Source organism: Nocardioides anomalus (assembly GCF_011046535.1).
GTDB classification, from domain to species: Bacteria; Actinomycetota; Actinomycetes; order Propionibacteriales; family Nocardioidaceae; genus Nocardioides; species Nocardioides anomalus.
In genome coordinates, this window is record NZ_CP049257.1 from 259,482 (window position 1) to 280,416 (window position 20,935).

Below are 20,935 nucleotides of genomic sequence, written 5' to 3' on the forward strand. Positions count from 1 at the left end.
GGGAGACGAATCTCGATGTGCGAACACGCCGGGCCGCCTGACAGGCTGTGTGGGTGACGGAGTCCGCGGTGAGCCCGCAGCACAGCGCGTTCCTGCGGGCGGTGCGCGGCGAGCCGGTGCCGCACACCCCGGTCTGGTTCATGCGCCAGGCGGGCCGCTCCCTGCCGGAGTACCGCAAGGTCCGCGAGGGCGTCGGCATGCTCGAGAGCTGCATGGACCCCGACCTGACCACCGAGATCACCCTCCAGCCGGTCCGGCGCTACGGCGTGGACGCGGCCATCTTCTTCTCCGACATCGTGCTGCCGCTCAAGGCGGTGGGCGTCGACCTGGACATCAAGCCGGGCGTCGGCCCCGTGGTGGCCACCCCGGTCCGCACCCTGGCCGACGTCGAGGCCATCCCCGACCTGACGCCCGAGCACGTCCCCTACGTCACCCAGGCCATCGGCCAGCTGGTCCGCGAGCTCGGTGCCACCCCGCTCATCGGCTTCGCCGGCGCGCCGTTCACCGTGGCGTCGTACCTCGTCGAGGGCGGCCCGTCCCGCGAGCACGCGCTCACCAAGGCCATGATGTTCGGCGCCCCGGAGGTCTGGGACGCGCTGATGCGCAAGATCGCGGGCATCGCCGCGACGTACCTCGAGGTCCAGGTCCGCGCTGGCGCCTCGGCCGTCCAGCTCTTCGACTCCTGGGCCGGTGCGCTGGCCCCGCAGGACTACGCCGCCTCGGTCCAGCCCCACTCCGCCCGCGTGCTCGAGCACGTCGGCACCCTCGGGGTGCCCCGCATCCACTTCGGCGTCGGCACCGCCAACCTGCTCGGCGCGATGGGCGAGGCCGGCGCCGATGTCGTCGGCGTCGACTGGCGCACCCCGCTCGGCACGGCCATCGGCCAGGTCGGCGACCGCGCGGTGCAGGGCAACCTCGACCCCACGCTGGTCTTCGCGCCCACCGACCTGATGCTGGCCCGCGCCGCCGAGGTCATCGAGGCCGGCCGGGCCGCCCGCGGCCACGTCTTCAACCTCGGCCACGGCGTCCTGCCGAGCACCGACCCGGACCAGCTCCAGCGGCTGACCGAGTTCGTGCAGTCCTACCCGCTCTGAGAGCGCCGCGACGAGCGCTTGCGGGTGGTGACCACCGGCGCGGCCGGCGCCGCCGGCGCCGCCGGCGCGGCTGGCGCCTCGGCGCCGGGTGTGGCGGCGGGTGTGGCGGCGGGCTCGGTGGCCTTGGCCGCCGCGCTCTTCCTGGCCGCCGGGGCCTTGGCGGTCTTGGCGGTCTTGGCGGTCGGGGCGGTCGGGGCGGTCTTGGCGGTCGTGGCGGTCTTCGCCGTCTTCGCCGCGGGGGCCGGCTCGACCACGGGCTCGGCCGGCGGGGCGGCCTTCTTGGCCCCGCCGCGCCGACCTGAGCGCCCGGTGGCGGGCGCGGGCGGCTCGGCCTGCAGGCGGACCCGCGTCGAGCCGCTCTCGGTCTGCACGACGTCGAGGTAGTCCTGCGCGCGGACCAGCGCGGTCAGCCGCGGGAAGCCGTAGTTGCGCGAGTCGAAGGACGGGTAGCGCGCGCTCAGCACGCTGCCCACGCCACCGAGGTTGGTCCAGCCGTCGTCGCCCGAGGTGTCGTCGATGGCCTGGGTGAGGATGCTGCGCAGGTCCGGCAGCGGCACCGACGCCTCCTCGGCCTCGGACCCGGCGGCGTCGGTCGCGGGCTCGGCCGACGGGCCGCCCGCCCGCAGCACCTCGAGGAAGACGAACCGGTCGCAGGCGTTCTGCAGCGACTCCGGTGTCTTGCGGCGCCCGAAGCCGATGACCCGTCGACCGGACTCCCGCAGCCGGGTGACCAGCCGCGTGAAGTCGCTGTCGCTGGAGACGATCGCGAACGCGTCGACGTTGCCGCTGTAGAGCAGGTCCATCGCGTCGATGACCAGCGCGAAGTCGGTCGAGTTCTTGCCGTAGGTGTAGGCGAACTGCTGGACGGGCTGGATGGCGTGCCGGTTGAGCTGGTCCTTCCAGCCGCTGAGGTGGTTGCTGGTCCAGTCGCCGTACGCGCGGCGCACGGTCGGCAGGCCGTACTTCGCGACCTCCGTCATCAACGCCGCCGCATCGCTCTTGGAGGTGTTGTCGGCGTCGATGAGGACCGCGATGCGGTCGGTCTCGGGGGAGGGCACGAGTCGAGACTAGGGCGTCCCCACCCCGGCCGCCCCGGCCGCCGGGTGCGCGCGGCGCCGCAGCCGGCGCAGCACGCTCCAGGTCGGTACGCCGACCAGCAGGGCCAGCCCCAGCCACGGCAGCAGTGCACCGGCCACGGTGGCCGAGGCGACCAGGAAGGTGAGCAGCGCGTCCCAGCCTCCGCTCAGCCCGGCCAGGAACCCCGCGTCGTCCTGCTCGGGCGGTGCGGCGTGGTCGGCCGGCGTGCGCTCGACGGTGAGGGTGATGGTGGACAGCGACGTCTGGTCGGCCAGGTAGCGCTGCTGCGCCTCCAGCGAGGCGAGGTCGGCCTGGCGCCGCGAGAGCTCGCCCTCGACGGAGACCACGTCCTTGATCGAGGTGGCGGCGTCGAAGAGGGCCTGGATCCGCTCGATGCTGCGGCGCTGCGCCTCCACGCGGACGTCGGTGTCGAGGACCTGGGTCGTCACGTCCGCGGTCTCGCGCTGCGACGAGACGAGGGTGGCCGCGCGGCCGAGCTCGTCCATGGCCGCGTCGAAGTCCGCGGTCGGGATCCGCAGCACCATCCGCGAGCGCAGCGGGTCGCCGTTCGGGTCGGTCTCGGTGTCGTCCTCGGCCACCTGGCCGCGGTGGCCGTCGACGACCTTGCGGACGTCGAAGAGCGCCTGGCCCACGTCGTCGGCGCGCAGGGCGACCCGCCCGGTGGAGATCACTGCCTGCTGCTCGGGCGCGGCCCGCGAGCCGCTGCCGGTGTCCGCGGCCGACTCCGCCGCGCTGCCGGCGTCGCCCGCGCCGCCCGCGTCGCCGCCCGCGTCGGGGGCCGGCGCGGCCGCCGAGGCCGCGACCGAGCCGGACGAGGCGTCGCTCCCGGCGTCGTCGGACGACGACGAGCAGCCCGCGAGCAGGGCCACCGCCGCCGCGGCCCAGACGAGATGCGCCAACCGCTTAACGGTTGAGCGCTTGGCATTCCTCCACGTCTGGAACTGTGCCAAGCGGTTAACCGTTGCGTGGTGTGCGTACCTGGGAGCGGCGGCCGTCATGCCGCCTGGGACGGGGGCGGCAGGGGCCACGGTTCCGGCCGTTACCGGATCGTCACGCTCCGGCCGAGCGGGCCTGGGCGACCAGCGCGGCGTGCAGCTCGCGGACGGCGGCGGGGACGTGGTCGGCCCGGCGCTGCTGGAGCACCAGCGTCACGCCGGTGTGGTCGCCGGCGATGGGGCGGACGGTGAGGAGGCCGGCGCGCTCCAGCGGATCGCCGACGACGCTGTACTCCGGCAGCACCGTCACCCCGAGCCCCTCGACCACGAGCAGCTTGCCCATCTCGGCGCCGTCGGTGGTGTGCCGGTCGCGGGGCAGGTCGGCGCCGAAGAGCCGGTGCGCGAAGCGGTGCATGAGGTAGCCGGCCCGCATCAGCACGAACCGCTCGCGCCGCAGCTGCTCCACCGTCACCTCCGCGTGCACGGCGAGCGGGTGGGCGGCGGGCAGCACGACGACCGGGCGCCCGTGCAGCAGGTCGGTGCCGACCAGGCCGGGGGAGCGGTCGTCGCCGTCGAGGACGTTGACCAGCCCCAGGTCGAGCGAGCCCTCGAGCAGCGCCTGGTGGATCTCGGCCTGCTGCTCGTTGACCACCTCGACGCTCGCGCCCGGTACGGCGGCCTGGAACCTGCGGATCGCGGGTGCGAGCAGCGGCGCGGTGGCGGCGTTCACGGTGCCGACCCGCACGACCCGGCTGCCGGCCCGCTGGTCGCCGGCCGCCTCCTTGAGGCGGTCGACGGCCTCGAGCACCTCGACCATGTTGTGCAGCAGGTCGCGGCCCTGGGCGCTGATGCGCGCGCCGGACCGGCGCCGGTCGAGCAGGGTCACGCCGAGCTCGCGCTCCAGCTTGGTGATGGCCTCGCCCAGGGCCGGCTGCGACAGGTGCAGCCGCTCGCTGGCCCGGCGCAGCGAGCCGTGCTGGGTGACGGCGGCGAGGTACTCCAGCTGCTCGATGCGCACCCCGCGCCTCCTCCGCTCCGGACGAGGTGAGAGGCGGCGCCTCTCACCCGATAGCCGACTCCGCGCGCCGGTGGTGTGCATCTCCTGTCAGCAGGCGCTAAAGTACATGAAGCCAGTACAGATACATGACACCGCGGCTCGGAAGGTGTGAGATGACCCGGCTCACGTTCCACTGGTTCCTGCCCACCAACGGCGGCGACGGCCGCCAGGTCGTCGGCGGCGGCCACGGCGTGCAGGCCACCGACGCGGCGCGCGGTGCGACCGTCGGCTACCTCGGCCAGGTCGCCCGCAGCGCCGAGCAGCTGGGCTTCGAGGCCGCGCTCACCCCGACCGGTGCGTGGTGCGAGGACGCGTGGGTCTCCACCGCGATGCTCGCCCCCGTCACCGAGCGGCTGAAGTTCCTGGTCGCCTTCCGGCCCGGGCTCACCTCGCCGTTCCTGGCCGCGCAGATGGCCGGCACCTACCAGAACCTCTCCGGCGGTCGCCTCCTGCTCAACGTCGTCACCGGCGGGGAGTCGCGCGAGCAGCGGATGTTCGGCGACTTCCTGGACAAGGAGCAGCGCTACGCCCGCTGCGACGAGTTCCTGTCCATCGTCACCGCGCTGTGGCGCGGCGAGACCGTGACCTACCGCGGCGAGCACCTCCAGGTCGAGGACGCCGTGCTGACCCAGCGCCCGGACCCGCGGCCCGAGATCTACTTCGGCGGCTCCTCCGAGGCCGCCGGGCGGGTGGCGGCCCGGCACGCCGACGTCTACCTGACCTGGGGCGAGCCGCCCGAGCAGGTCCGCGAGAAGGTCGAGTGGGTCCGCAAGCTCGCCGCCGACGCCGGCCGCGAGGGCCAGGTGCGCTTCGGCATCCGCCTGCACACCATCGCCCGCGACACCTCCGAGGCCGCGTGGGCCGAGGCCGACCGCCTGCTCGCGGGCATCAGCGACGAGGCCATCGAGCGGGTCCAGGCCGGGCTCAAGCAGAGCGAGTCCGTCGGCCAGGCGCGGATGCTCGAGCTCAACCGCGGCACCAAGGACTCCCTCGAGATCCACCCGAACCTCTGGGCCGGTGTCGGCCTGGTCCGCGGCGGCGCCGGCACCGCGATGGTCGGCTCGTACGCCGAGATCGCCGACCTCATCGAGCAGTACGCCGCCGTCGGCATCGACGAGTTCGTCCTCTCCGGCTACCCCCACCTGGAGGAGTCGTACTGGTTCGGCGAGGGCGTGCTGCCCGAGCTGGCCCGCCGCGGCCTGTGGTCGCACCCGGCCCCGGTCGCGGGCACCGCGTCGGTGCCCTTCGGCGCCTCGAGGGCGGCGCACTGATGACCACCGCCGTCGTCGTCGGGAACCCCAAGCCCGGCTCCCGCACCCTCGCCGCCGCGACGCACGTCGCCCGCGAGCTGTCCGGTGCCGAACCGGACGTCGTCGTCGACCTGGCCACCCTCGGCGCCGGGCTGTTGGACTGGCAGGACGCGACCGTCGGCGCCCTGGTCGAGCAGGTCGTCGCGGCCGACCTCGTCGTCTTCGCCTCGCCGACCTACAAGGCGACCTACACCGGGCTGCTCAAGCTGTTCCTGGACCGGTTCGCGGCCGACTCGCTCACCGGCGTGGCCGTGCCGCTCATGCTCGGCGGCGGACCGGCCCACGCGCTCGCCCCGGAGCTGACCCTGCGTCCGGTGCTGGCCGAGATCGGCGGCGCCACCGTGCGCGGCCACTACGTGCTGGACAGCCGCCACGACGACCCCGAGGCGTACGCCGACTGGCTGGCCCGGATCCGGCCGTTCGTCGCCCGGCGCGAGGCGGTCGCGTGACGGTCACCTCGCTCACCACCAACCAGGACCTGGACGCCGCGAAGCTGCGGGAGGCGTTCGGCGTCTTCCCCAGTGGCGTCGTCGCGGTCGCCGCCGAGGTCGACGGCGCGCTCGTCAGGCTGGCCGCCAGCTCCTTCACCTCGGTCAGCCTGGACCCGCCGCTGGTGTCGTTCTCGGTGGCCAACAGCTCGCAGACGTGGCCGGCGCTGCGCCGGGCCTCGCACCTCGGGCTCACCGTGCTGGCCGACCACCACACCGACGTCTGCCGCCAGCTGGCCGGCCCGGTCGAGCACCGCTTCGACGGCGTACCGGTCACCACCACCGGCGACGGCGCCACCCTGCTCGACGAGGGGCTGGCCCGCTTCGACACGACGGTCTACCGCGAGGTGGAGGCCGGAGACCACACCATCGTGCTGCTCCGGCTGCACGCGGTGGAGACGGTGTCCTCGGAGGAGGGCGCCACCTCCCTGCCGCTGGTCTTCCACCGCAGCGGCTTCGGACTCTCGCAGTCCGCCTGAACTCTCGCACCGGCCCCGATCCGCACCCGGTCGGGGCCGGTGCGAGGCTGTCGTCGTGCGGGTCGTCGTCGTGGGTGCCGGGGTCGCCGGTCTGACCGCGGCGCACCTTTTGGCCGAGCGCGGTGACGACGTCACCGTCCTCGAGGCGACCGAGCGGGCCGGCGGCAAGCTGCGCCGGGTCGAGGTGGGCGGCGTCCTGGTCGACACCGGCGCCGAGGCGATGCTCAACCGGCGCCCCGAGGGCGTCGAGCTGGCCACGTCGCTGGGGCTGGCCGTCGAGCACCCGGCCGTGCAGTCCTCACGCGTGTGGACCCGCGGCGCGCTCCGGCCGCTGCCGCGCTCGGTCATGGGCGTGCCGGTCGACCTCGACGCGCTGCGGGCCTCCGGCGTCCTCTCCGACGAGGGGCTGGCCCGGGTCGAGGCCGAGCAGCCGGGCGTACCGGTCGACGACGACGTCTCGGTCGGCGACCTGGTGGCCAGCCGGCTCGGCGACGAGGTCGTGGACCGGCTGGTCGAGCCGCTGCTCGGCGGGGTGTACGCCGGGCAGGCGCGCCGGCTCTCGGCCCGGGCCACCGTCCCGCAGCTGGTCACCCTGGCCCACCGCGGCCCGCTGCTCGACGCCGTGCTGCCGGTCAGCGACGTCCCGGTCTTCGCCGGCCTGCCCGGCGGGATGGCCGGGCTCACCGATGCGCTCGCGGCGCGGCTCGACGTGCGGTACGGCGCCCCGGTCACCCGGCTCGACGACGGCTTCGCGGTGAGCGCCGCGGAGACCCACCGGGCCGACGCCGTGGTGCTGGCGGTCCCGGCCGCGCCCGCGGCGAGGCTGCTGGCCGACCTGGTGCCGGACGCGGCGGCGGAGCTGGCGGCGGTGGAGTACGCCTCGGTCGTCGTGGTCACCCTCGCCTTCCGGGCGAGCGACGTGGCCGGGCTGGAGGACTCCTCGGGGTTCCTGGTGCCGCCGCTCGACGGCCGGGCCATCAAGGCCTCGACGTTCTCCTTCGCCAAGTGGGCCTGGGTCCGCGCGGCCGGCGCCGAGCGGGGTCTGGTGCACCTGCGCACCTCGCTCGGTCGGGCCGGCGAGGAGGTCACCCTCCAGCGCCGCGACGACGACCTGGTCGCGGCGTCCCTGGCCGACCTGGCCGAGGCGGTCGGGCTCACCGCCGCGCCGGTGGCCACGCACGTGCAGCGCTGGGGCGGCGGGCTTCCGCAGTACGCCGTGGGCCACCTCGACCGGGTCGAGCGCATCCGCGCCGCCGTGGCGGCGGTCCCGGGGCTCGCGGTCTGCGGCGCGGCGTACGACGGCGTGGGCATCCCGGCGGTCATCGCCTCGGCCCGCCGTGCCGTCCTGGACCTCGCGGGCTGAGGCGGGCCGGACGCGGGCTCCGCGTCCCTGTCGCGCGGGACGCGCGGGACGCCAGCGTGGGGTCATCGCCACCGACCACCCAGAAAGGGCCCCGCGATGTCCACCGTCACCTCGAACCCGGCCCGCACCGACCTCACCCCCACCGAGGCCGGGCACCCGGACCGCACCACCCCCTCCCGCGCCTGGGCGCTCGCCGGCGTCGGCGCCGGCCTCCTGGGCGCCGCCACCGTCGTGCTCAGCGGCGCCGCCGACGCCATGGCCGACGGGTCCGCGCCGCGGCTTGCCCTCCACTCGGTCACGGGACTGAGCGCCGTGCTCCTGCTGCTCTTCGCGGCCGGGCTGCACCGCCGCCTGCGCACCGCCGCACCGGACTCGCTCGGCCCGGTCGTCTCGCTCGTCGGCCTGGCCGGCACCGCGGTCGTCTCGATCCTGGCCTCGGGCCTGGACACTGAGTTCGCCCTGACCGGCGGCGACGTCCGCGTCGACGACGCCACCGCGGCCTTCCGCGGCCACGGGACCGGCACCATCGCGTGGCTGTGGACGCTCGCGGGCCCGGCCGGGCTCGCGGTCTTCGCCGTCTCCCGCGGCGGCGGCGTCGCCCGTTGGCAGGGCCGGGTCGGCCTGGTCCTCGGCGGCCTGACCGTGCTGCTCGGCGTCTCGCCGATGGACCACGTGGCCGGCCTGACCGGCGTGCTCTGGGTCCTCGTCGCCTCCCTCGGATTCGCGCTGGGGGAGCGCCGGTAGAGCCTCGCCGAACCGTGTCCCACCCGGCGTTGCCCCGAAGTCCCTGCCGGGTGGGACTCCGGCGCGCGGACAATGTCCCGGTGCTCGACGTGGTCCGCCCTGCCCGCACCCCGGTGGTGTGGGCGCTGCCGGCGGTCGGGCTGGCGGCGCTCGGCGTGACCCTTGTCGCCCAGCTGTGGTCGCGCGGCGCCGAGCCGCAGCTGTCACCGGACCCGCCGGTGGTCTTCGGCGTCACCTCGCTGGTCCAGTGCCTGGTCGCCCGGGCCGTGCTGCGCCGGCACACCGTGCCGAGGCTCGGGGTGTTCATCGCGGTCACGGGGTGTCTGTGGGCCCTGGCGGGAGTCCTGCACGCCGTCGTGGCGAGCCCGCCGTTCGTGGCCGGCCTGGCCGACGGCGTCCAGACGCCGGAGAAGGTCGTGCTCTGGGGGATCGACCTCACGACGCTGCCCCTGTCGTCGCTGGTCTACGTCGTCCTGCTGTCCTTCCCGACCGGCTACTGGCTCGAGGGGGCCTGGCGACGGGTCACGCAGGTGGGGATCGCCCTCATCGCCGGCGTCGGCGTCGTGCTCGTGTTCCTGCGCCTGCCGCTCAGCGTCTCGGCCAACCCGTCGCTGGCCACGCCGGAGTCGACCGCCCTCGACCCGACGTACCTCCCCGGGTTCGCGCCCGCGCTCGACCCGCACGCCGACCTCATCATCGCGATCGCCTACGTCGGCGCGGTGCTCTGCGGGGCGACCGTCGTCGTCCGCTACCGCCGCTCGAGCGGCGTCGAGCGCGACCAGCTGCGCTGGGTCGTGTGGGGCATCGTCTCGGTGGTCTTCATCGTGCTGGCCTTCCGCCTGCTCATCCACCGCGGCGACCAGCTGAGCACCGTCGGCATCTGCCTGGCCGTCAACGCGATCGCCGTCTCGGTGGGCGTCGCGCTCATCAACCCCAGCCTGGTCTCCATCGAGGAGCTGCTGTCCCGCACCCTCGTCTACGGCGGTCTGTCGCTGGGCATCATCCTGGTCGACCTGGCCGCCCTCGCGGCGCTCACCGAGCTGCTCGGCTCCCGGCTGGGCCAACGCCAGGTCGTCCTCGTGGTGCTGTTGCTGTCGGCGGTCCTCTACAGCCCCATGCGGGCCTGGCTGTGGGCGTCCGTACGTCGGTGGGTGCTGGGCCAGCGCGACGACCCGTACGACGTGGTGGCCCGGCTCGCGAGCTCCCTCGAGGCCGCGGACGAGGAGACCGAGCAGCTGACCGCGGTCGCGCAGGCGGTGGCGCTGGCCTTCGGGATCGGCTACGTCAGCGTGCGCGTCGACCGCGCCGACGGCGCGCCGCTCGTGGCGACGTACGGCACGCCGGTGGCCGACACCCGGGTGCTGCCGATCAGCTACCGCGGCGAGCGGGTGGGCGTGCTGGTCCTGCCCGCGCGCGGCGTGCGCGCGCGGCTGAGCAAGCGGGACGAGCGGCTGCTCACCGACCTGGTCCGGCAGGCCGCCACCGCGTCCCGGACCGGACGGCTGGCCGAGGAGCTGCAGGAGAACCGCCAGCGGCTCGTCGTGGCCCGCGAGGAGGAGCGCCGCCGGATCCACCACGACCTGGCCGAGGACCTCGGCCCCACGTTGGGGGGCCTGGTGCACCAGGTCGAGTCCGCGCGGCTGCTCGTCGCCGAGCGGCCCGAGGAGGCCAAGGCCACCATCGCCCGGACCAGCGAGCAGCTGCGCGCGGTGGTCGCCGACGTGCGCCGCGTGGTGCACGACCTGCGCCCGCCCGCGCTGGACGACCTCGGGCTGCTCGGCGCGCTGCGCCAACAGGCCAAGCTCCTCGACGCCGAGACCCTCACCGTCACCGCCCGTGGCGCCGAGCTCGAGCGGCTGCCCGCCGGGGTCGAGGTGGCGGCGTACCGCATCGCCAGCGAGCTGCTCGGCCACTGCGCCTCCACCGCGGCCGGCTGCGAGCTGGTCCTCTCGCTGTCCGAGACCCGGTTGCTCATCGAGGCCGACGTGGCCGACGCGCCCGGGGAGTTCCTCGACCTGGTGCGCCACCAGGCCGTCGAGGTGGGCGGGCGCCTCGACCGCACCCCGGACGGACGGCTGCGGGTGGCGCTGCCCGTGCGGAGGGCCTCGTGAACCGCCGCGCGACCGTGCTGCTGCCCACCGTCGGTGGCCTCCTCGTGGGCGGGGCGGCCGTGGCGGTGGAGCTGGTCGCGGACGACGGCTCCTTCGGCCACCAGGTCGTGCCGGGCGGGGTGTGGATCTACGCCGTGGTCGGCGCCGCGCTGGCCGTGCTGACCGGCGCCCTCGCGGCGACCGGGCGTGGACGGCTCGCCCTCGGCTGCTCGGTCTTCGCGGTCTCGGCGCTGACGGCCGCGCTGCTGCGGGCGCACCTGCACTGGTCCCTGACCGCGCCGCCCACCGGGTCCACTGCCGGCCTGCTGGCCGAGATCTGGGTCGTGAAGGTCACGACGCTGATCCCGCAGCTGTTCGTGTCCTTCGCGCTGGTGCTCTACCCCGACGGCCGGCTCCCGGGTGGGCGCTGGCGCCGGATCAGCGTCGCCTCCGTGGCGTACTCCGTCTGCTCCGGCATCCCGCAGATCCTCGGTCCCGGCACCCTGGACCCGGTCCCGGTCGTGGGGACCGACCCGGGGAACTCGGTCTTCGAGGGTCGCCACGTGCTGGTCGCGCCGGTGGTCGGCGCGCCGCTGGAGTGGTGGATGCCGGTGATCGCGCTGTTCGCGATCGTGGTGGCGCTGCCGCTGCAGCTGTACGTGCCCTTCCTGCGCTGGTGCGCGAGCACCGGCGCCGAGCGCGAGCAGCTGTACTGGGTCCTGTGGGCCGTCGTCGCCGTCGGCCTGTGCGCCCTGGCCGACACCATCATCCGCGAGGGCACGCTCGACGCCTGGCTGATCACGCTCGGGACCGCGCTGTTCGCGCTGGCCATGGCCGCCGGCCTGCTCGGCACCCGCGTCTCCGGCGAGGCGATGCTCACCCACACGGTCGTGTACGGCGGCCTGTGGGTGCTCGTCCTTGCCCTCGACCTCGCCTTCCTCAGCGTGCTCACCTTCGCCCTCGGCGACTCGCTGGCCCAGCAGGACGTGATCCTGGCCGTGCTGTTCTGCTCGGCGGTCATCTACGCACCCGTGCGCGCGGCCCTGTGGCGCGTGGTGCGGCGGGTGCTGCTCGGCCAGCGCGAGAACCCGTACGACGTGGTCGCCGGTCTCGCCGCCGGCCTGGAGCAGGCCGACGAGGGCCGCGACCAGCTGCAGGCCGTCGCGCGCGCGGTGGGCCGGGCCTTCGGCGTCTCCTACGTGGCCGTCGAGGTCGAGCGCAGCGGCGGCTCGCGCACCACCGCCACCGTCGGCACCCCGCCCCAGGACGTGCGCCGGCTCCCCATCGCCTACCGCGGCCGCGTCGTCGGCCGGCTGGTGCTGCCCGCCCGCGGGCTGCGGACCCGGCTGAACCGCCGCGACGAGGCCCTGCTCAGCGACCTCATCCGCCAGGCCGCGGTCGCCGCCCGCACCACCCAGCTCGCCGACGCCCTCCAGGACAACCGTGAGCGGCTGGTGCTGACCCGCGAGGAGGAGCGCCGCCGGCTGCGCCGCGACCTGCACGACGGGCTCGGCCCCTCCCTCGGCGGGGCCGTCTTCCAGCTCGACGCCGCCCGCCTCGCCGTCGACCGCGACCCCGAGGCCGCCGTGCGCCAGCTCCAGGCCACCGAGACCCACCTGCTCGGCGTGATGGACGACGTACGGCGCCTGGTGAGCGACCTCCGCCCGCCCGCCCTGGACTCCCTCGGCCTGGTCGCCGCGCTGCGTCAGCAGGGCGAGCTCGTGGCCGGCCTCGACGTCCGCGTCGTCGCCGCGCCCCTCGGCCACCTGCCCGCTGCGGTCGAGGTCGCGGCGTACCGCATCGCCGGCGAGGCCCTCACCAACGTCGCCCGCCACGCCCAGGCCCGCCGCTGCACGATCCGCCTCGCCGTCGAGGACGGCGCCCTCCTCGTCGAGGTCGCCGACGACGGCACCGGCATCGCCGCCGACCGCGAGGCCGGCGTCGGCCTGCTCTCCCTGCGCGAGCGCGCCGACGAGCTCGGCGGCCGCGTCGAGATCACCTGCCCGCCCACCGGCGGCACCGTCGTCCGCGCCTGGTTGCCCACGTCCGTCGTCACCCCCCAACCCGAGGAGCTGCTGGCATGACCACCACCCCGATCCGCGTCGTCGTCGTCGACGACCACCAGATCGTCCGCGACGGCCTGTCCGCCCTCCTCGGCGCTCTCGACGGCGTCGAGGTGGTCGGCCTGGCCGAGGACGGCCGCGAGGCGCTGCACGTCGTCGAGGAGAGCCGGCCCGACGTCGTGGTCATGGACATCCAGATGCCCCGCCTCGACGGCATCGAGGCCACCCGCTTCGTGACCGGCAAGCACCCCGAGGTCCGCGTCGTCATGCTCACCATGAACGAGGACGACGACACGGTGCTCTCCGCCATGCGCGCCGGGGCCTCCGGCTACCTGCTCAAGGGCTCCGGCGCCGAGGAGGTCCACAACGCCATCCGGGCCGCCGCCCAGGGCGGCATGATCTTCGGCGCCTCGCTGGCGGGCAAGGTCGGGCAGTACTTCGCCTCGATGACCGCCCCCTCGACCGCCACCGCCGAGCCCTTCCCCGACCTCACCGAGCGGGAGCGGTCGGTCCTCGACATGCTGGCCGCCGGGCGGACCAACGACCAGATCGCGCGCGAGCTGTACGTCTCCGGCAAGACCGTCCGCAACACCGTCTCGACGATCTACACCAAGCTGCACGCGGCCGGGCGGGGTGAGGCGATCGTCAAGGCGCGGGAGGCGGGGTACGGGCGGGACTAGGGCCTCCGCTTGCGGGGTTGGTGGTTGCGTGCCGTGCGGCAACCCGACCTGCCATCGTTTTCACGCCCGGGCAGGCTGTCAAGCCTGGGTGCCCACGCTCGACCCTCGTAGGCGGGTTGACAGCCTGCCCGGGCGCAGAAGCGAGCCAGGATCGGGTTGCCGCCCGGAGTGTGGCTGTCCTCGGTCCGGAGCCGCGCGGGTGGGGAGGCGCCTCCCCACCCGCGCGGCTCCGCGGGAGGACGCCACCCACGCGACCACTGACGACGAGCACGCGGAGCGCCCCGGACAGCCGCAGCCGTCCGGGGCGCTCAGTGCTCAGGGCCTAGACCTCGTGGTTGGCCTGGAACACCCCGTCCGGGTCCACCTCGGCCCGCACCGCCCGCAGCCGCGAGACGGCCTCCGCCTCGAAGGCGGTCGAGGCGTCGGTCTCGGCCCGCTCGGCGAAGTTGAGGATGCTCCGACCGCCGGAGAACGGCGCCAGCGCGTCCACGACCTTGCGGGCGTCGGCCGCGCCGACGGCCGCGGCCTCGGGGAACGGCGCGACAGCCACGCAGAAGAGCGCGTACGCCCCCGGCAGCTGCGCGAGCGCACCCGCACCCGCGGCCGGGCGGCCCAGCGCGCCGCCCAGGTGCCGCAGCTCGGCGAAGAGCAGCGAGGTGGTGGTGCCGGGGCCGACCTCGGCGAGCAGGGCGTCGACGGCGGCGTCCGGGAGGGCGTCGAGGACGGCGTGGTCGCCGACGTTCGGCGTCGGGCCGGGCGGGTCCATGTGGACGGCGAGCAGGCCGGCGGCGGGCATGCGGGCGAAGGTGTCCATCTCGGGGGCGAGGGCCCGGAGCGGGCCGAGGAGCTCGGCGGCGCGGTGGTCGTCCTCGAGGAGGGCGCCGTCGATCACGACGATCCGGCGGCCGCTGAGGAACGGCGGCAGCTCGGGCAGCGGCGGGAAGCTCATCACGCGCAGCGAGGTGGTGACGGTCTCGGGGACCTCGCGGGTCCAGCGGGCCCAGGCGCGCACGACCTCGGGGGCGCGCTCGAGCGGCCAGAGCAGCATGCCGGCGACCACGTCGGCGACCGGGAGGAGCTGGAGCTCGATCGCAACGACGACGCCGAAGCTGCCGCCGCCACCGCGCAGGGCCCAGAACAGCTCGGCGTGCTCCGACTCCGACGCCCGCACCAGCTCGCCGGCTGCGGTGACGACCTCGAGGGCGACCACGGAGTTGGCGGCCAGGCCGTGCTGGCGCGCGTAGAACGACAGCCCGCCGCCGAGGGTGTAGCCGGCCACGGCGACGTCGGGGGAGGAGCCGTGCAGCGCGGTGAGCCCGTACGGCGCGGCCGCGGCCACGACGTCGGCCCACAACGTCCCGCCGGTGACCCTGGCGGTGCGCGTCGCGGGGTCGACGGTGACGCCGGTGAGCTCGTGCATCCGCAGCAGCACGGACGAGCCGAGGCGCCCGGCGAGCGGAGCGGCGGCGTGGCCGGAGCTCTGGGGCGCGACCCGCAGGCCGTGGGCGGCGGCGGCGCGGACGACGGCGACGACGTCCTCCACCGAGCGCGGGGTGGCCACGGCGGCGGGGCGCTGGTCGACGGCGACGTTCCACGCGACCCGCGCGGCGTCGTACCCGGGGTCCCCGGGGAGGACGACGCAGCTCGGGCAGGCCTCGCGCACCGCGACGGCGGCGGGGCTGGTGGTGGGCTGGGTGAGGGTCATGACGGTTCCTTCTCGGGGTGTGGTTGAGGTGAGGCGTACGGCGAGGGCGACCAGCTGACCGGGTCGGTCGAGGCGGTCCACCTCGCGGATGCGGGTGTGCGGTCGGGCTCCGGTCGCGGCCAGACGGTCGGTGAGGACGTCGAGCACCCCGAGAAGGGCGATCCGGTCGGTGGTGCGCACCTCGACCTCCGCCAGCCCGGCCAGGCTGCGGCCGGCCGCGGCGAGCGCCGCCTCGAGGCGGGTGACGGCCAGCGCCAGCTGGGCCGCCACGTCGTCCTCGTGGAGGAGTCGGCCGCGGTCGTCCAGGGAGGCCTGGACTGCGACGGTGGTGGTCGGGGTGCTCACGGCGACCACTCTGGGTTGCGCAAGAGAGGACAGAAATCCCTCGTGGCCGGGACATTTCCGGGCCTAGGTTCTGGGGGTCGAGGCCCCCACAACTCTGGGATGGCCCGGCACCGGCCGGAAGGACAGACTGTGCCTGTGAACGCTTCGACCCTGACCGCCGAGCGCGTCCGGGGCGACGTGGAGGTGCTCTCGAGAGCCGGCCTGGAGCTCGAGGACTTCCTCACCGAGGCCGTGGCCTCGCTGTCTCGGGCCGTCCCCTCGGTCGCGGTGTGCATCGGCACCCACGACCCGGCCACCCACCTGCTCACCAGTGCGCGCAAGTACGGCGACCTGGCCGGCCGGAACGACCACGACGGCCAGTTCGGGCAGCTGGAGTACGACTCCGGCGAGCCCACGTCGTACCGCCACCTGGCCGAGGCACCGGTCCGCGCGCTCAGCATGACCCAGCACACCGGCGGCGACGTCGAGCGCTCGGAGCGGATGAGCCAGCTGATGGTGCCGGCGTTCGGCTACTACGACGAGCTGCGTGTGGTGTTCCGCGAGAACGGCCGGTTCTGGGGCGGCATGGCCATGTTCCGCGGCGTCGACGACCCGGTGTTCAGTGAGGCCGAGGTCGAGTTCATGGGTGGCCTCGGCACGTCGTTCGCCCGCGGCGTGCGCGGTGGCCTGCTGGCCCGGATGGCCGCGGCCGACCGGGTCGTCGTGCCCGCCGGGCCGGCCGTGCTGGTCGTCGGCGCCCGCGACGAGATCCTCCAGAGCAGCCCGGCCGCCACCGCGCGGCTGGCCGAGCTGGCCAGCGCCGACCACAGCGCCGACCCCTTCGGCGTCATCTCGGCCCTGGTCGGCACCGCCCGCCGGGCCGCCCGCGGCGAGGTGCAGAGTGCCCCGAGCTCCCGCGTGCGCACCGCCTCCGGGCAGTGGCTGGTCCTGCACGCCTCGCCGCTCTCGGGCCTCGGCGACCGCGACGGCGAGGTCGTGGTGACCATCGAGGAGGCCCGGCCGCCGGAGATCGTGTCGCTGGTCGTGGCCGCCTTCGACCTCACGCCCCGCGAGCGCGACGTCACCCAGCTGGTCCTGCAGGGCGTCGACACCAAGGAGATCGCCGCGACCCTGCACATGTCGACCTACACCGTGCAGGACCACCTCAAGTCGGTCTTCGACAAGGCCGACGTCCGCAGCCGCCGCGAGCTCATCGCCCGGGTCTTCTTCGACCAGTACGTCCCCCGGATGGGCACCGACCTGGCGCCCAGCGGGTTCTTCGCTTAGGGCCTGTGGATCGAGTCAGCGCGGCGCCAGCGCCGCCCAGGCGGCACACTGACGACCCCGACAGCCGACTCGACGGGCCTAGCGGCCCGCCTTCGCGTCTGCGGCGCGGTCATCGCACCACCTGGACGACGCTGACATCCACGCTGACTCGATCCACAGGCCCTAGGACTCGAGCAGCTCCCAGACCGCCTCGCTGCGGTCGTGGGTGCCGAGTCCGCGGGTGACGTACGCCGCGGCGTACCCGCCCCGGAACGACCACCACCCCGCCGACCCGCCGGCGCCGCCCATGCCGATCTCGTCGGCGTCCACCTGGAAGCCCAGGGTCCACGTGACCTCGCGGTCGAGCAGCAGGTCGTGCCCGGTGACCTGCGGCGCGACGTACTCCTCGTGCAGCGCGCGCCCCAGCAGCCCGCTCACGGTGCCGTCGGCCAGGTGGCCGTAGAACGTGGCCAGCCCGCGCGCGCTCGCGTGCAGGCTGACGGCGGGGAACGCCGTGGTGCGCCACCGCTCGCGGTTGAGCTCGGCCGGGTCCAGGAGCCCGGCGGGCCGGGTCATCGCCGGTGCCCACCGCGGGTCATCGACGTACGCCGCGGGCCAGGTCGGGTCCAGGGCCACCACGTCGGCCACCCGGTCCAGGTCGGCCCCGGCCACCCGCAGGTGCAGGTCCCAGCCGTGCTCGCCGGCCACCCGCGCGAACCGCTCGGCCAGGCCCTCGCCGGTGGCTCGTCGGACCAGCTGGTCGCACAGGTGGCCGTAGGTCAGCGCGTGCTCGGCGCAGGCCGCCCCGGGCTCGTGGACCGGCGCGGCGTCGGCCAGCAGCGCGGTCAGCGCCTCGCGGTCGTCGTAGGCCACGTCCGCGGCCGCCTCCGGGAACGCCGGCAGCCCCGCCTGGTGCGACAGCACGTGCCGCACGGTGGTCCCGCCCTTGCCGTGCGCGGCGTACGCCGGCCAGAGCTCGGCCACCCGCTGGTCGAGCCCGAGCGCGCCGTCGCGGACCGCGGTGAGCACGGTGAGCGCGGCCAGCGGCTTGGCGCAGGAGTAGGTCAGGACGAGCGTGTCGGTCGTCCAGGGCCGGGAGCCGTCGCGGGTGCCGGTCACCGCCTCGTCCACCACCTCGCCGTCGCGGACGACGCACGCCGCCGCGCCGGGGTCACCGAGGTCGTCGAGCACCGTCTGGAGGGTGTGGGGCACCGGACGATCCTGCCGGACCGCGAGGCATGATGGAGCCATGGCCGAAGGTCAGTCGAACGCCGCCCGGATCCGCGAGATCAACGACACCATCCGCTACACGATGTGGTCGGTCTTCCGGCTCGCCACCCCGCTCGGGGAGGACGCCGACCGCGCCGCCGAGGCCGCCGAGCTCGAGAAGCTCATCGCCGCCCTCGCCGAGGAGGATGTCGTCGTGCGCGGCTTTTACGACGTCGCCGGCCTGCGCGCCGACGCCGACGTCATGGTCTGGTGGCACGCCGCCGCCTCCGAGCCCCTCCAGTCGGCGTACCACCGCTTCCGCCGCACCGCCCTCGGCCGCCGCTTCGAGCCGGTCTGGTCGCAGATGGCGCTCCACCGGCCCGCGGAGTTCAACCGCAGCCACGTCCCGGCGTTCCTGGCCGACGAGGAGCCCAAGCGGCACGTGTCGGTCTACCCGTTCGTGCGCTCCTACGAGTGGTACCTCCTGCCCGAGGACGAGCGCCGCGCCATGCTCGCCGAGCACGGCCAGATGGCCCGCGACTACAAGGACGTCCGGGCCAACACCGTCAGCTCGTTCGCGCTCGGCGACTACGAGTGGATCCTCGCCTTCGAGGCCGACGACCTCGACCGGATCGTCGACCTGATGCGCCACCTGCGGGGTTCGACGGCCCGCCGCCACGTGCGCGAGGAGGTGCCGTTCTACACCGGCGCCCGCGCCTCGGTCACCGACCTGGTCGACCGCCTGCCCTGACCCACAGGGAACCCGGCCGGGCCGAGCCGCGTCGAAGCGGGATGCGCGCGTCCCTGTTCACCGCCGCGGCCACCCTCGTCCTGGCCGCGTCGGCGTGCGGTGTCGACGGTGACGACGGTGACGACGGTGACCACGTAGCCCGCGACCCGGGGACGTCCTCGTCGAGCGTCCCACCACCCGTGGTCGTCCCCGACGGCCCGGTCCGCACCGTCGGCCTGGCCACGGTCATGGACACGGGCTCGCCCGAGCTGTGTCTCGGAGACGTCGCCGAGTCCTACCCGCCGCAGTGCTCCGGTCCGCCGCTGACCGGCTGGGACTGGGGCGCGCACCACGGCAGCTACGACGAGCAGGGCGAGGTCCGCTGGGGCACCTACGCGCTCACCGGCACCTGGGACGGCGCCGCCTTCACCGCCACCGACGCGGTGCCCGGCGCGCTCTACGACCCGGCCATGCCCACGCCGACTCCGACGCCGGTCCCCACGACGGCCTACGACGAGTCGGAGCTGGCCGGCATCGCGGCCGACCTGCGGGGCGCCGACGGCGTCCTGGGCGCCTCACCGGTCGAGGGGCACGTGCTGCTCGACGCCTACTACGACGACGGGACGCTGCAGGACTGGGCCGACCAGACCTACGACGCAGGCGTGGTCGTGGTCAGCAGTGCCCTGGTCGACGCAGACTGACTAGGACGCGTCGGCGGGGTCGGCCGGCTTGAGCGTGAGGCTGATCGAGTTGATGCAGTAGCGGTCGCCGGTGGGGGTGCCGTAGCCGTCCGGGAAGACGTGGCCCAGGTGCGAGCCGCAGTTCGCGCAGCGGACCTCGACGCGCTTCATGCCGAGGGTGGTGTCCTCGATGTACTCGATCGTGTCGGTGAGGGGCTGGTAGAACGACGGCCAGCCGCAGCCCGAGTGGAACTTGGTGTCGGACTCGAACAGCGCGGTCCCGCAGGCCTTGCAGGAGTAGACGCCGACGGTCTCGGTGTCGGTGTACTTGCCGGTGAACGCCCGCTCGGTGCCCGCCTTGCGGAGCACGGCGTACTCGTCGGGGGAGAGCTGCTCGCGCCACTCCTCGTCGCTCTTCTGGACCGCGTAAGCCATGTCCAGAGCGTAGGTCGCCACTCCCAAACCCCGGTCGCGTGTGGGGTACCTGACCCCATCGGGTGGTTGACGGCGGTGGGAGTACAAGTGTTCACTGAGCAGGTGTCCGGGACGATCCCATGGGAGCGGGTGCGCCGCGCCGGGTCGAAGCTGACCACGCCGCTGCTGCCCGACGACTACCTCACCCTGCTCAACCCGCTGTGGAGCTCGCGCGAGCTGCGCGGTCGGATCGAGAAGGTCGTGCCGGAGACGGAGGACGCCGCGACGCTGGTCATCCGGCCCGGGTGGGGGTGGCGCTACGACCACCGCCCCGGGCAGTACGTCGGCATCGGCGTGCAGGTGGAGGGCAAGTTCCAGTGGCGCTCCTACTCGGTGAGCTCGGCTCCGAAGCGGTCCGGCCGCACGATCGCGATCACCGTGCGCGCGATGCCGGAGGGGTTCATCTCCTCCCATCTCGTCAACGGTCTCGAGCCGGGGACGATCGTGCGGCTGGCGCTGCCGGAGGGCGACTTCGTCCTCCCGGACCCGCCGCCCGCCAAGCTGCTGTTCCTGGTGGCCGGCAGCGGGGTGACGCCGGTGATGGCGATGCTGCGCACCCTCGACCGCCGCGGCTCGATGCCCGACGTCGTCGTGCACTACTCCTCGCCGACCGAGGAGCGGATGATCTTCCGCGAGGAGATGGAGCGCCTCGACTCGACGTACGACGAGCTGACGCTCCACCGGCTCTTCACCGAGACCGACGGCATGCTCGAGCTCGCCGACCTCGACGAGATCTGCCCGGACTGGCGCGAGCGCGAGACCTACGCGTGCGGCCCGGCGCCGATGCTGGACGCGATCACCGAGCACTTCGAGGGCGCCGACCTCGAGGAGCACCTGCACCTCGAGCGGTTCTCGCTCGACCTGGGCGGTGACGGCGGCGAGGGCGGCACCATCACCTTCCGCAACAGCGGCAAGACCGTCGAGGCCGACGGCGCCACCACGGTGCTCGACGCCGGCGAGGAGGCCGGCATCGGCATGCCGTACGGCTGCCGGATGGGCATCTGCCACACCTGCACGCTCACGCTCGTCTCCGGCAAGGTGCGCGACCTGCGCAACGGCGACGAGTTCGACCAGCCCAACGAGCCGGTGCAGACCTGCGTCACCGCCGCGGTGGGCGACTGCACGCTCGACATCTAAGGGAACGGG

Annotated in this window: 19 protein-coding genes; 13 read left to right on the forward strand and 6 right to left on the reverse strand. The window is 74.6% G+C overall.

Annotation, left to right across the window (positions count from 1 at the left end; genetic code table 11):
• Window positions 1-53: 53 nt before the first annotated feature.
• Window positions 54-1,094: a uroporphyrinogen decarboxylase gene (gene hemE, locus G5V58_RS01375; protein ID WP_230486991.1), complete on the forward strand. Its 1,041-nt coding sequence runs from the start codon at window positions 54-56 to the stop codon at window positions 1,092-1,094.
• Here the strand turns inward: hemE and G5V58_RS01380 are convergent.
• The 3 genes from G5V58_RS01380 to G5V58_RS01390 all read right to left on the reverse strand — a co-directional run bounded on the left by G5V58_RS01380 (window position 1,082) and on the right by G5V58_RS01390 (window position 4,145).
• Complete coding sequence (locus G5V58_RS01380) at window positions 1,082-2,152, reverse strand: NYN domain-containing protein (protein WP_165228089.1); 1,071 nt, start codon at window positions 2,150-2,152, stop codon at window positions 1,082-1,084. The genes hemE and G5V58_RS01380 overlap by 13 nt on opposite strands.
• A gap of 9 nt (window positions 2,153-2,161) precedes the next feature.
• Window positions 2,162-3,091, reverse strand: coding sequence for a DUF4349 domain-containing protein (locus tag G5V58_RS01385; RefSeq protein ID WP_165228091.1), 930 nt, complete (start codon window positions 3,089-3,091; stop codon window positions 2,162-2,164).
• A 151-nt stretch (window positions 3,092-3,242) separates the two neighbouring features.
• Window positions 3,243-4,145 (reverse strand): LysR family transcriptional regulator, encoded by a 903-nt coding sequence (locus tag G5V58_RS01390; protein WP_165228093.1) that lies wholly within the window; start codon window positions 4,143-4,145, stop codon window positions 3,243-3,245.
• A gap of 152 nt (window positions 4,146-4,297) precedes the next feature.
• On the opposite strand from G5V58_RS01390, the gene G5V58_RS01395 reads away from it, so the two are divergent.
• The 8 genes from G5V58_RS01395 to G5V58_RS01430 all read left to right on the forward strand — a co-directional run bounded on the left by G5V58_RS01395 (window position 4,298) and on the right by G5V58_RS01430 (window position 13,401).
• Window positions 4,298-5,455: an LLM class flavin-dependent oxidoreductase gene (locus tag G5V58_RS01395; RefSeq protein ID WP_165228095.1), complete on the forward strand. Its 1,158-nt coding sequence runs from the start codon at window positions 4,298-4,300 to the stop codon at window positions 5,453-5,455.
• Window positions 5,455-5,943, forward strand: coding sequence for an NADPH-dependent FMN reductase (locus G5V58_RS01400; RefSeq protein WP_165228097.1), 489 nt, complete (start codon window positions 5,455-5,457; stop codon window positions 5,941-5,943). The genes G5V58_RS01395 and G5V58_RS01400 overlap by 1 nt, the downstream gene beginning before the upstream one ends.
• Window positions 5,940-6,461: a flavin reductase family protein gene (locus G5V58_RS01405; protein WP_165228099.1), complete on the forward strand. Its 522-nt coding sequence runs from the start codon at window positions 5,940-5,942 to the stop codon at window positions 6,459-6,461. Before G5V58_RS01400 ends, G5V58_RS01405 begins: the two co-directional genes overlap by 4 nt.
• A 55-nt stretch (window positions 6,462-6,516) precedes the next feature.
• Window positions 6,517-7,824, forward strand: coding sequence for a protoporphyrinogen oxidase (gene hemG / locus G5V58_RS01410; RefSeq protein WP_165228101.1), 1,308 nt, complete (start codon window positions 6,517-6,519; stop codon window positions 7,822-7,824).
• A gap of 96 nt (window positions 7,825-7,920) precedes the next feature.
• The gene (locus tag G5V58_RS01415) at window positions 7,921-8,568 is read left to right on the forward strand and encodes a hypothetical protein (RefSeq protein WP_196240546.1); all 648 of its coding nucleotides are present in this window, start codon (window positions 7,921-7,923) and stop codon (window positions 8,566-8,568) included.
• Between the two features lie 80 nt (window positions 8,569-8,648).
• Window positions 8,649-10,679 (forward strand): histidine kinase, encoded by a 2,031-nt coding sequence (locus tag G5V58_RS01420; RefSeq protein ID WP_165228103.1) that lies wholly within the window; start codon window positions 8,649-8,651, stop codon window positions 10,677-10,679.
• Complete coding sequence (locus tag G5V58_RS01425) at window positions 10,676-12,742, forward strand: sensor histidine kinase (protein ID WP_165228105.1); 2,067 nt, start codon at window positions 10,676-10,678, stop codon at window positions 12,740-12,742. Before G5V58_RS01420 ends, G5V58_RS01425 begins: the two co-directional genes overlap by 4 nt.
• Entirely contained in the window at window positions 12,739-13,401 is a 663-nt protein-coding gene (locus G5V58_RS01430; protein ID WP_165228107.1) for a response regulator transcription factor, read from the forward strand. The genes G5V58_RS01425 and G5V58_RS01430 overlap by 4 nt, the downstream gene beginning before the upstream one ends.
• A gap of 322 nt (window positions 13,402-13,723) precedes the next feature.
• Here the strand turns inward: G5V58_RS01430 and G5V58_RS01435 are convergent, their stop codons facing one another.
• Window positions 13,724-15,451: an FAD-binding oxidoreductase gene (locus G5V58_RS01435; protein ID WP_230486992.1), complete on the reverse strand. Its 1,728-nt coding sequence runs from the start codon at window positions 15,449-15,451 to the stop codon at window positions 13,724-13,726.
• 135 nt (window positions 15,452-15,586) lie between these two features.
• Between G5V58_RS01435 and G5V58_RS01440 the strand changes: the two genes are divergently transcribed.
• Window positions 15,587-16,717: a helix-turn-helix transcriptional regulator gene (locus G5V58_RS01440; RefSeq protein ID WP_230486993.1), complete on the forward strand. Its 1,131-nt coding sequence runs from the start codon at window positions 15,587-15,589 to the stop codon at window positions 16,715-16,717.
• 162 nt (window positions 16,718-16,879) lie between these two features.
• Here G5V58_RS01440 and G5V58_RS01445 read toward each other — a convergent pair whose 3' ends face one another.
• Window positions 16,880-17,908 carry a serine hydrolase domain-containing protein gene (locus G5V58_RS01445; protein ID WP_165228111.1) on the reverse strand — a complete coding sequence of 343 codons (1,029 nt, stop codon included), beginning with the start codon at window positions 17,906-17,908 and terminating at the stop codon, window positions 16,880-16,882.
• A gap of 37 nt (window positions 17,909-17,945) precedes the next feature.
• On the opposite strand from G5V58_RS01445, the gene hemQ reads away from it, so the two are divergent.
• Both hemQ and G5V58_RS01455 read left to right on the forward strand, forming a co-directional pair.
• Complete coding sequence (gene hemQ, locus G5V58_RS01450; RefSeq protein WP_165228113.1) at window positions 17,946-18,656, forward strand: hydrogen peroxide-dependent heme synthase; 711 nt, start codon at window positions 17,946-17,948, stop codon at window positions 18,654-18,656.
• Window positions 18,657-18,697: 41 nt separating this feature from the next.
• Window positions 18,698-19,336 (forward strand): hypothetical protein, encoded by a 639-nt coding sequence (locus G5V58_RS01455; protein ID WP_165228115.1) that lies wholly within the window; start codon window positions 18,698-18,700, stop codon window positions 19,334-19,336.
• Here G5V58_RS01455 and msrB read toward each other — a convergent pair whose 3' ends face one another.
• On the reverse strand, window positions 19,337-19,750 hold the full coding sequence (msrB, locus tag G5V58_RS01460) for a peptide-methionine (R)-S-oxide reductase MsrB (RefSeq protein ID WP_165228117.1): 414 nt from the start codon (window positions 19,748-19,750) through the stop codon (window positions 19,337-19,339).
• Window positions 19,751-19,852: 102 nt separating this feature from the next.
• Between msrB and G5V58_RS01465 the strand changes: the two genes are divergently transcribed.
• The gene (locus G5V58_RS01465) at window positions 19,853-20,926 is read left to right on the forward strand and encodes a ferredoxin reductase (protein WP_196240547.1); all 1,074 of its coding nucleotides are present in this window, start codon (window positions 19,853-19,855) and stop codon (window positions 20,924-20,926) included.
• Window positions 20,927-20,935: the final 9 nt, after the last annotated feature.

Coding starts and splice junctions, on each gene's coding strand:
- G5V58_RS01395 (WP_165228095.1), top strand. CDS start 4,298: ATGACCCGGCTCACGTTCCACTGGTTCCTGCCCACCAACGGCGGCGAC.
- G5V58_RS01400 (WP_165228097.1), top strand. CDS start 5,455: ATGACCACCGCCGTCGTCGTCGGGAACCCCAAGCCCGGCTCCCGCACC.
- G5V58_RS01415 (WP_196240546.1), top strand. CDS start 7,921: ATGTCCACCGTCACCTCGAACCCGGCCCGCACCGACCTCACCCCCACC.
- G5V58_RS01430 (WP_165228107.1), top strand. CDS start 12,739: ATGACCACCACCCCGATCCGCGTCGTCGTCGTCGACGACCACCAGATC.
- hemQ (WP_165228113.1), top strand. CDS start 17,946: ATGGCCGAAGGTCAGTCGAACGCCGCCCGGATCCGCGAGATCAACGAC.
- G5V58_RS01455 (WP_165228115.1), top strand. CDS start 18,698: ATGCGCGCGTCCCTGTTCACCGCCGCGGCCACCCTCGTCCTGGCCGCG.
- msrB (WP_165228117.1), bottom strand. CDS start 19,750: ATGGCTTACGCGGTCCAGAAGAGCGACGAGGAGTGGCGCGAGCAGCTC.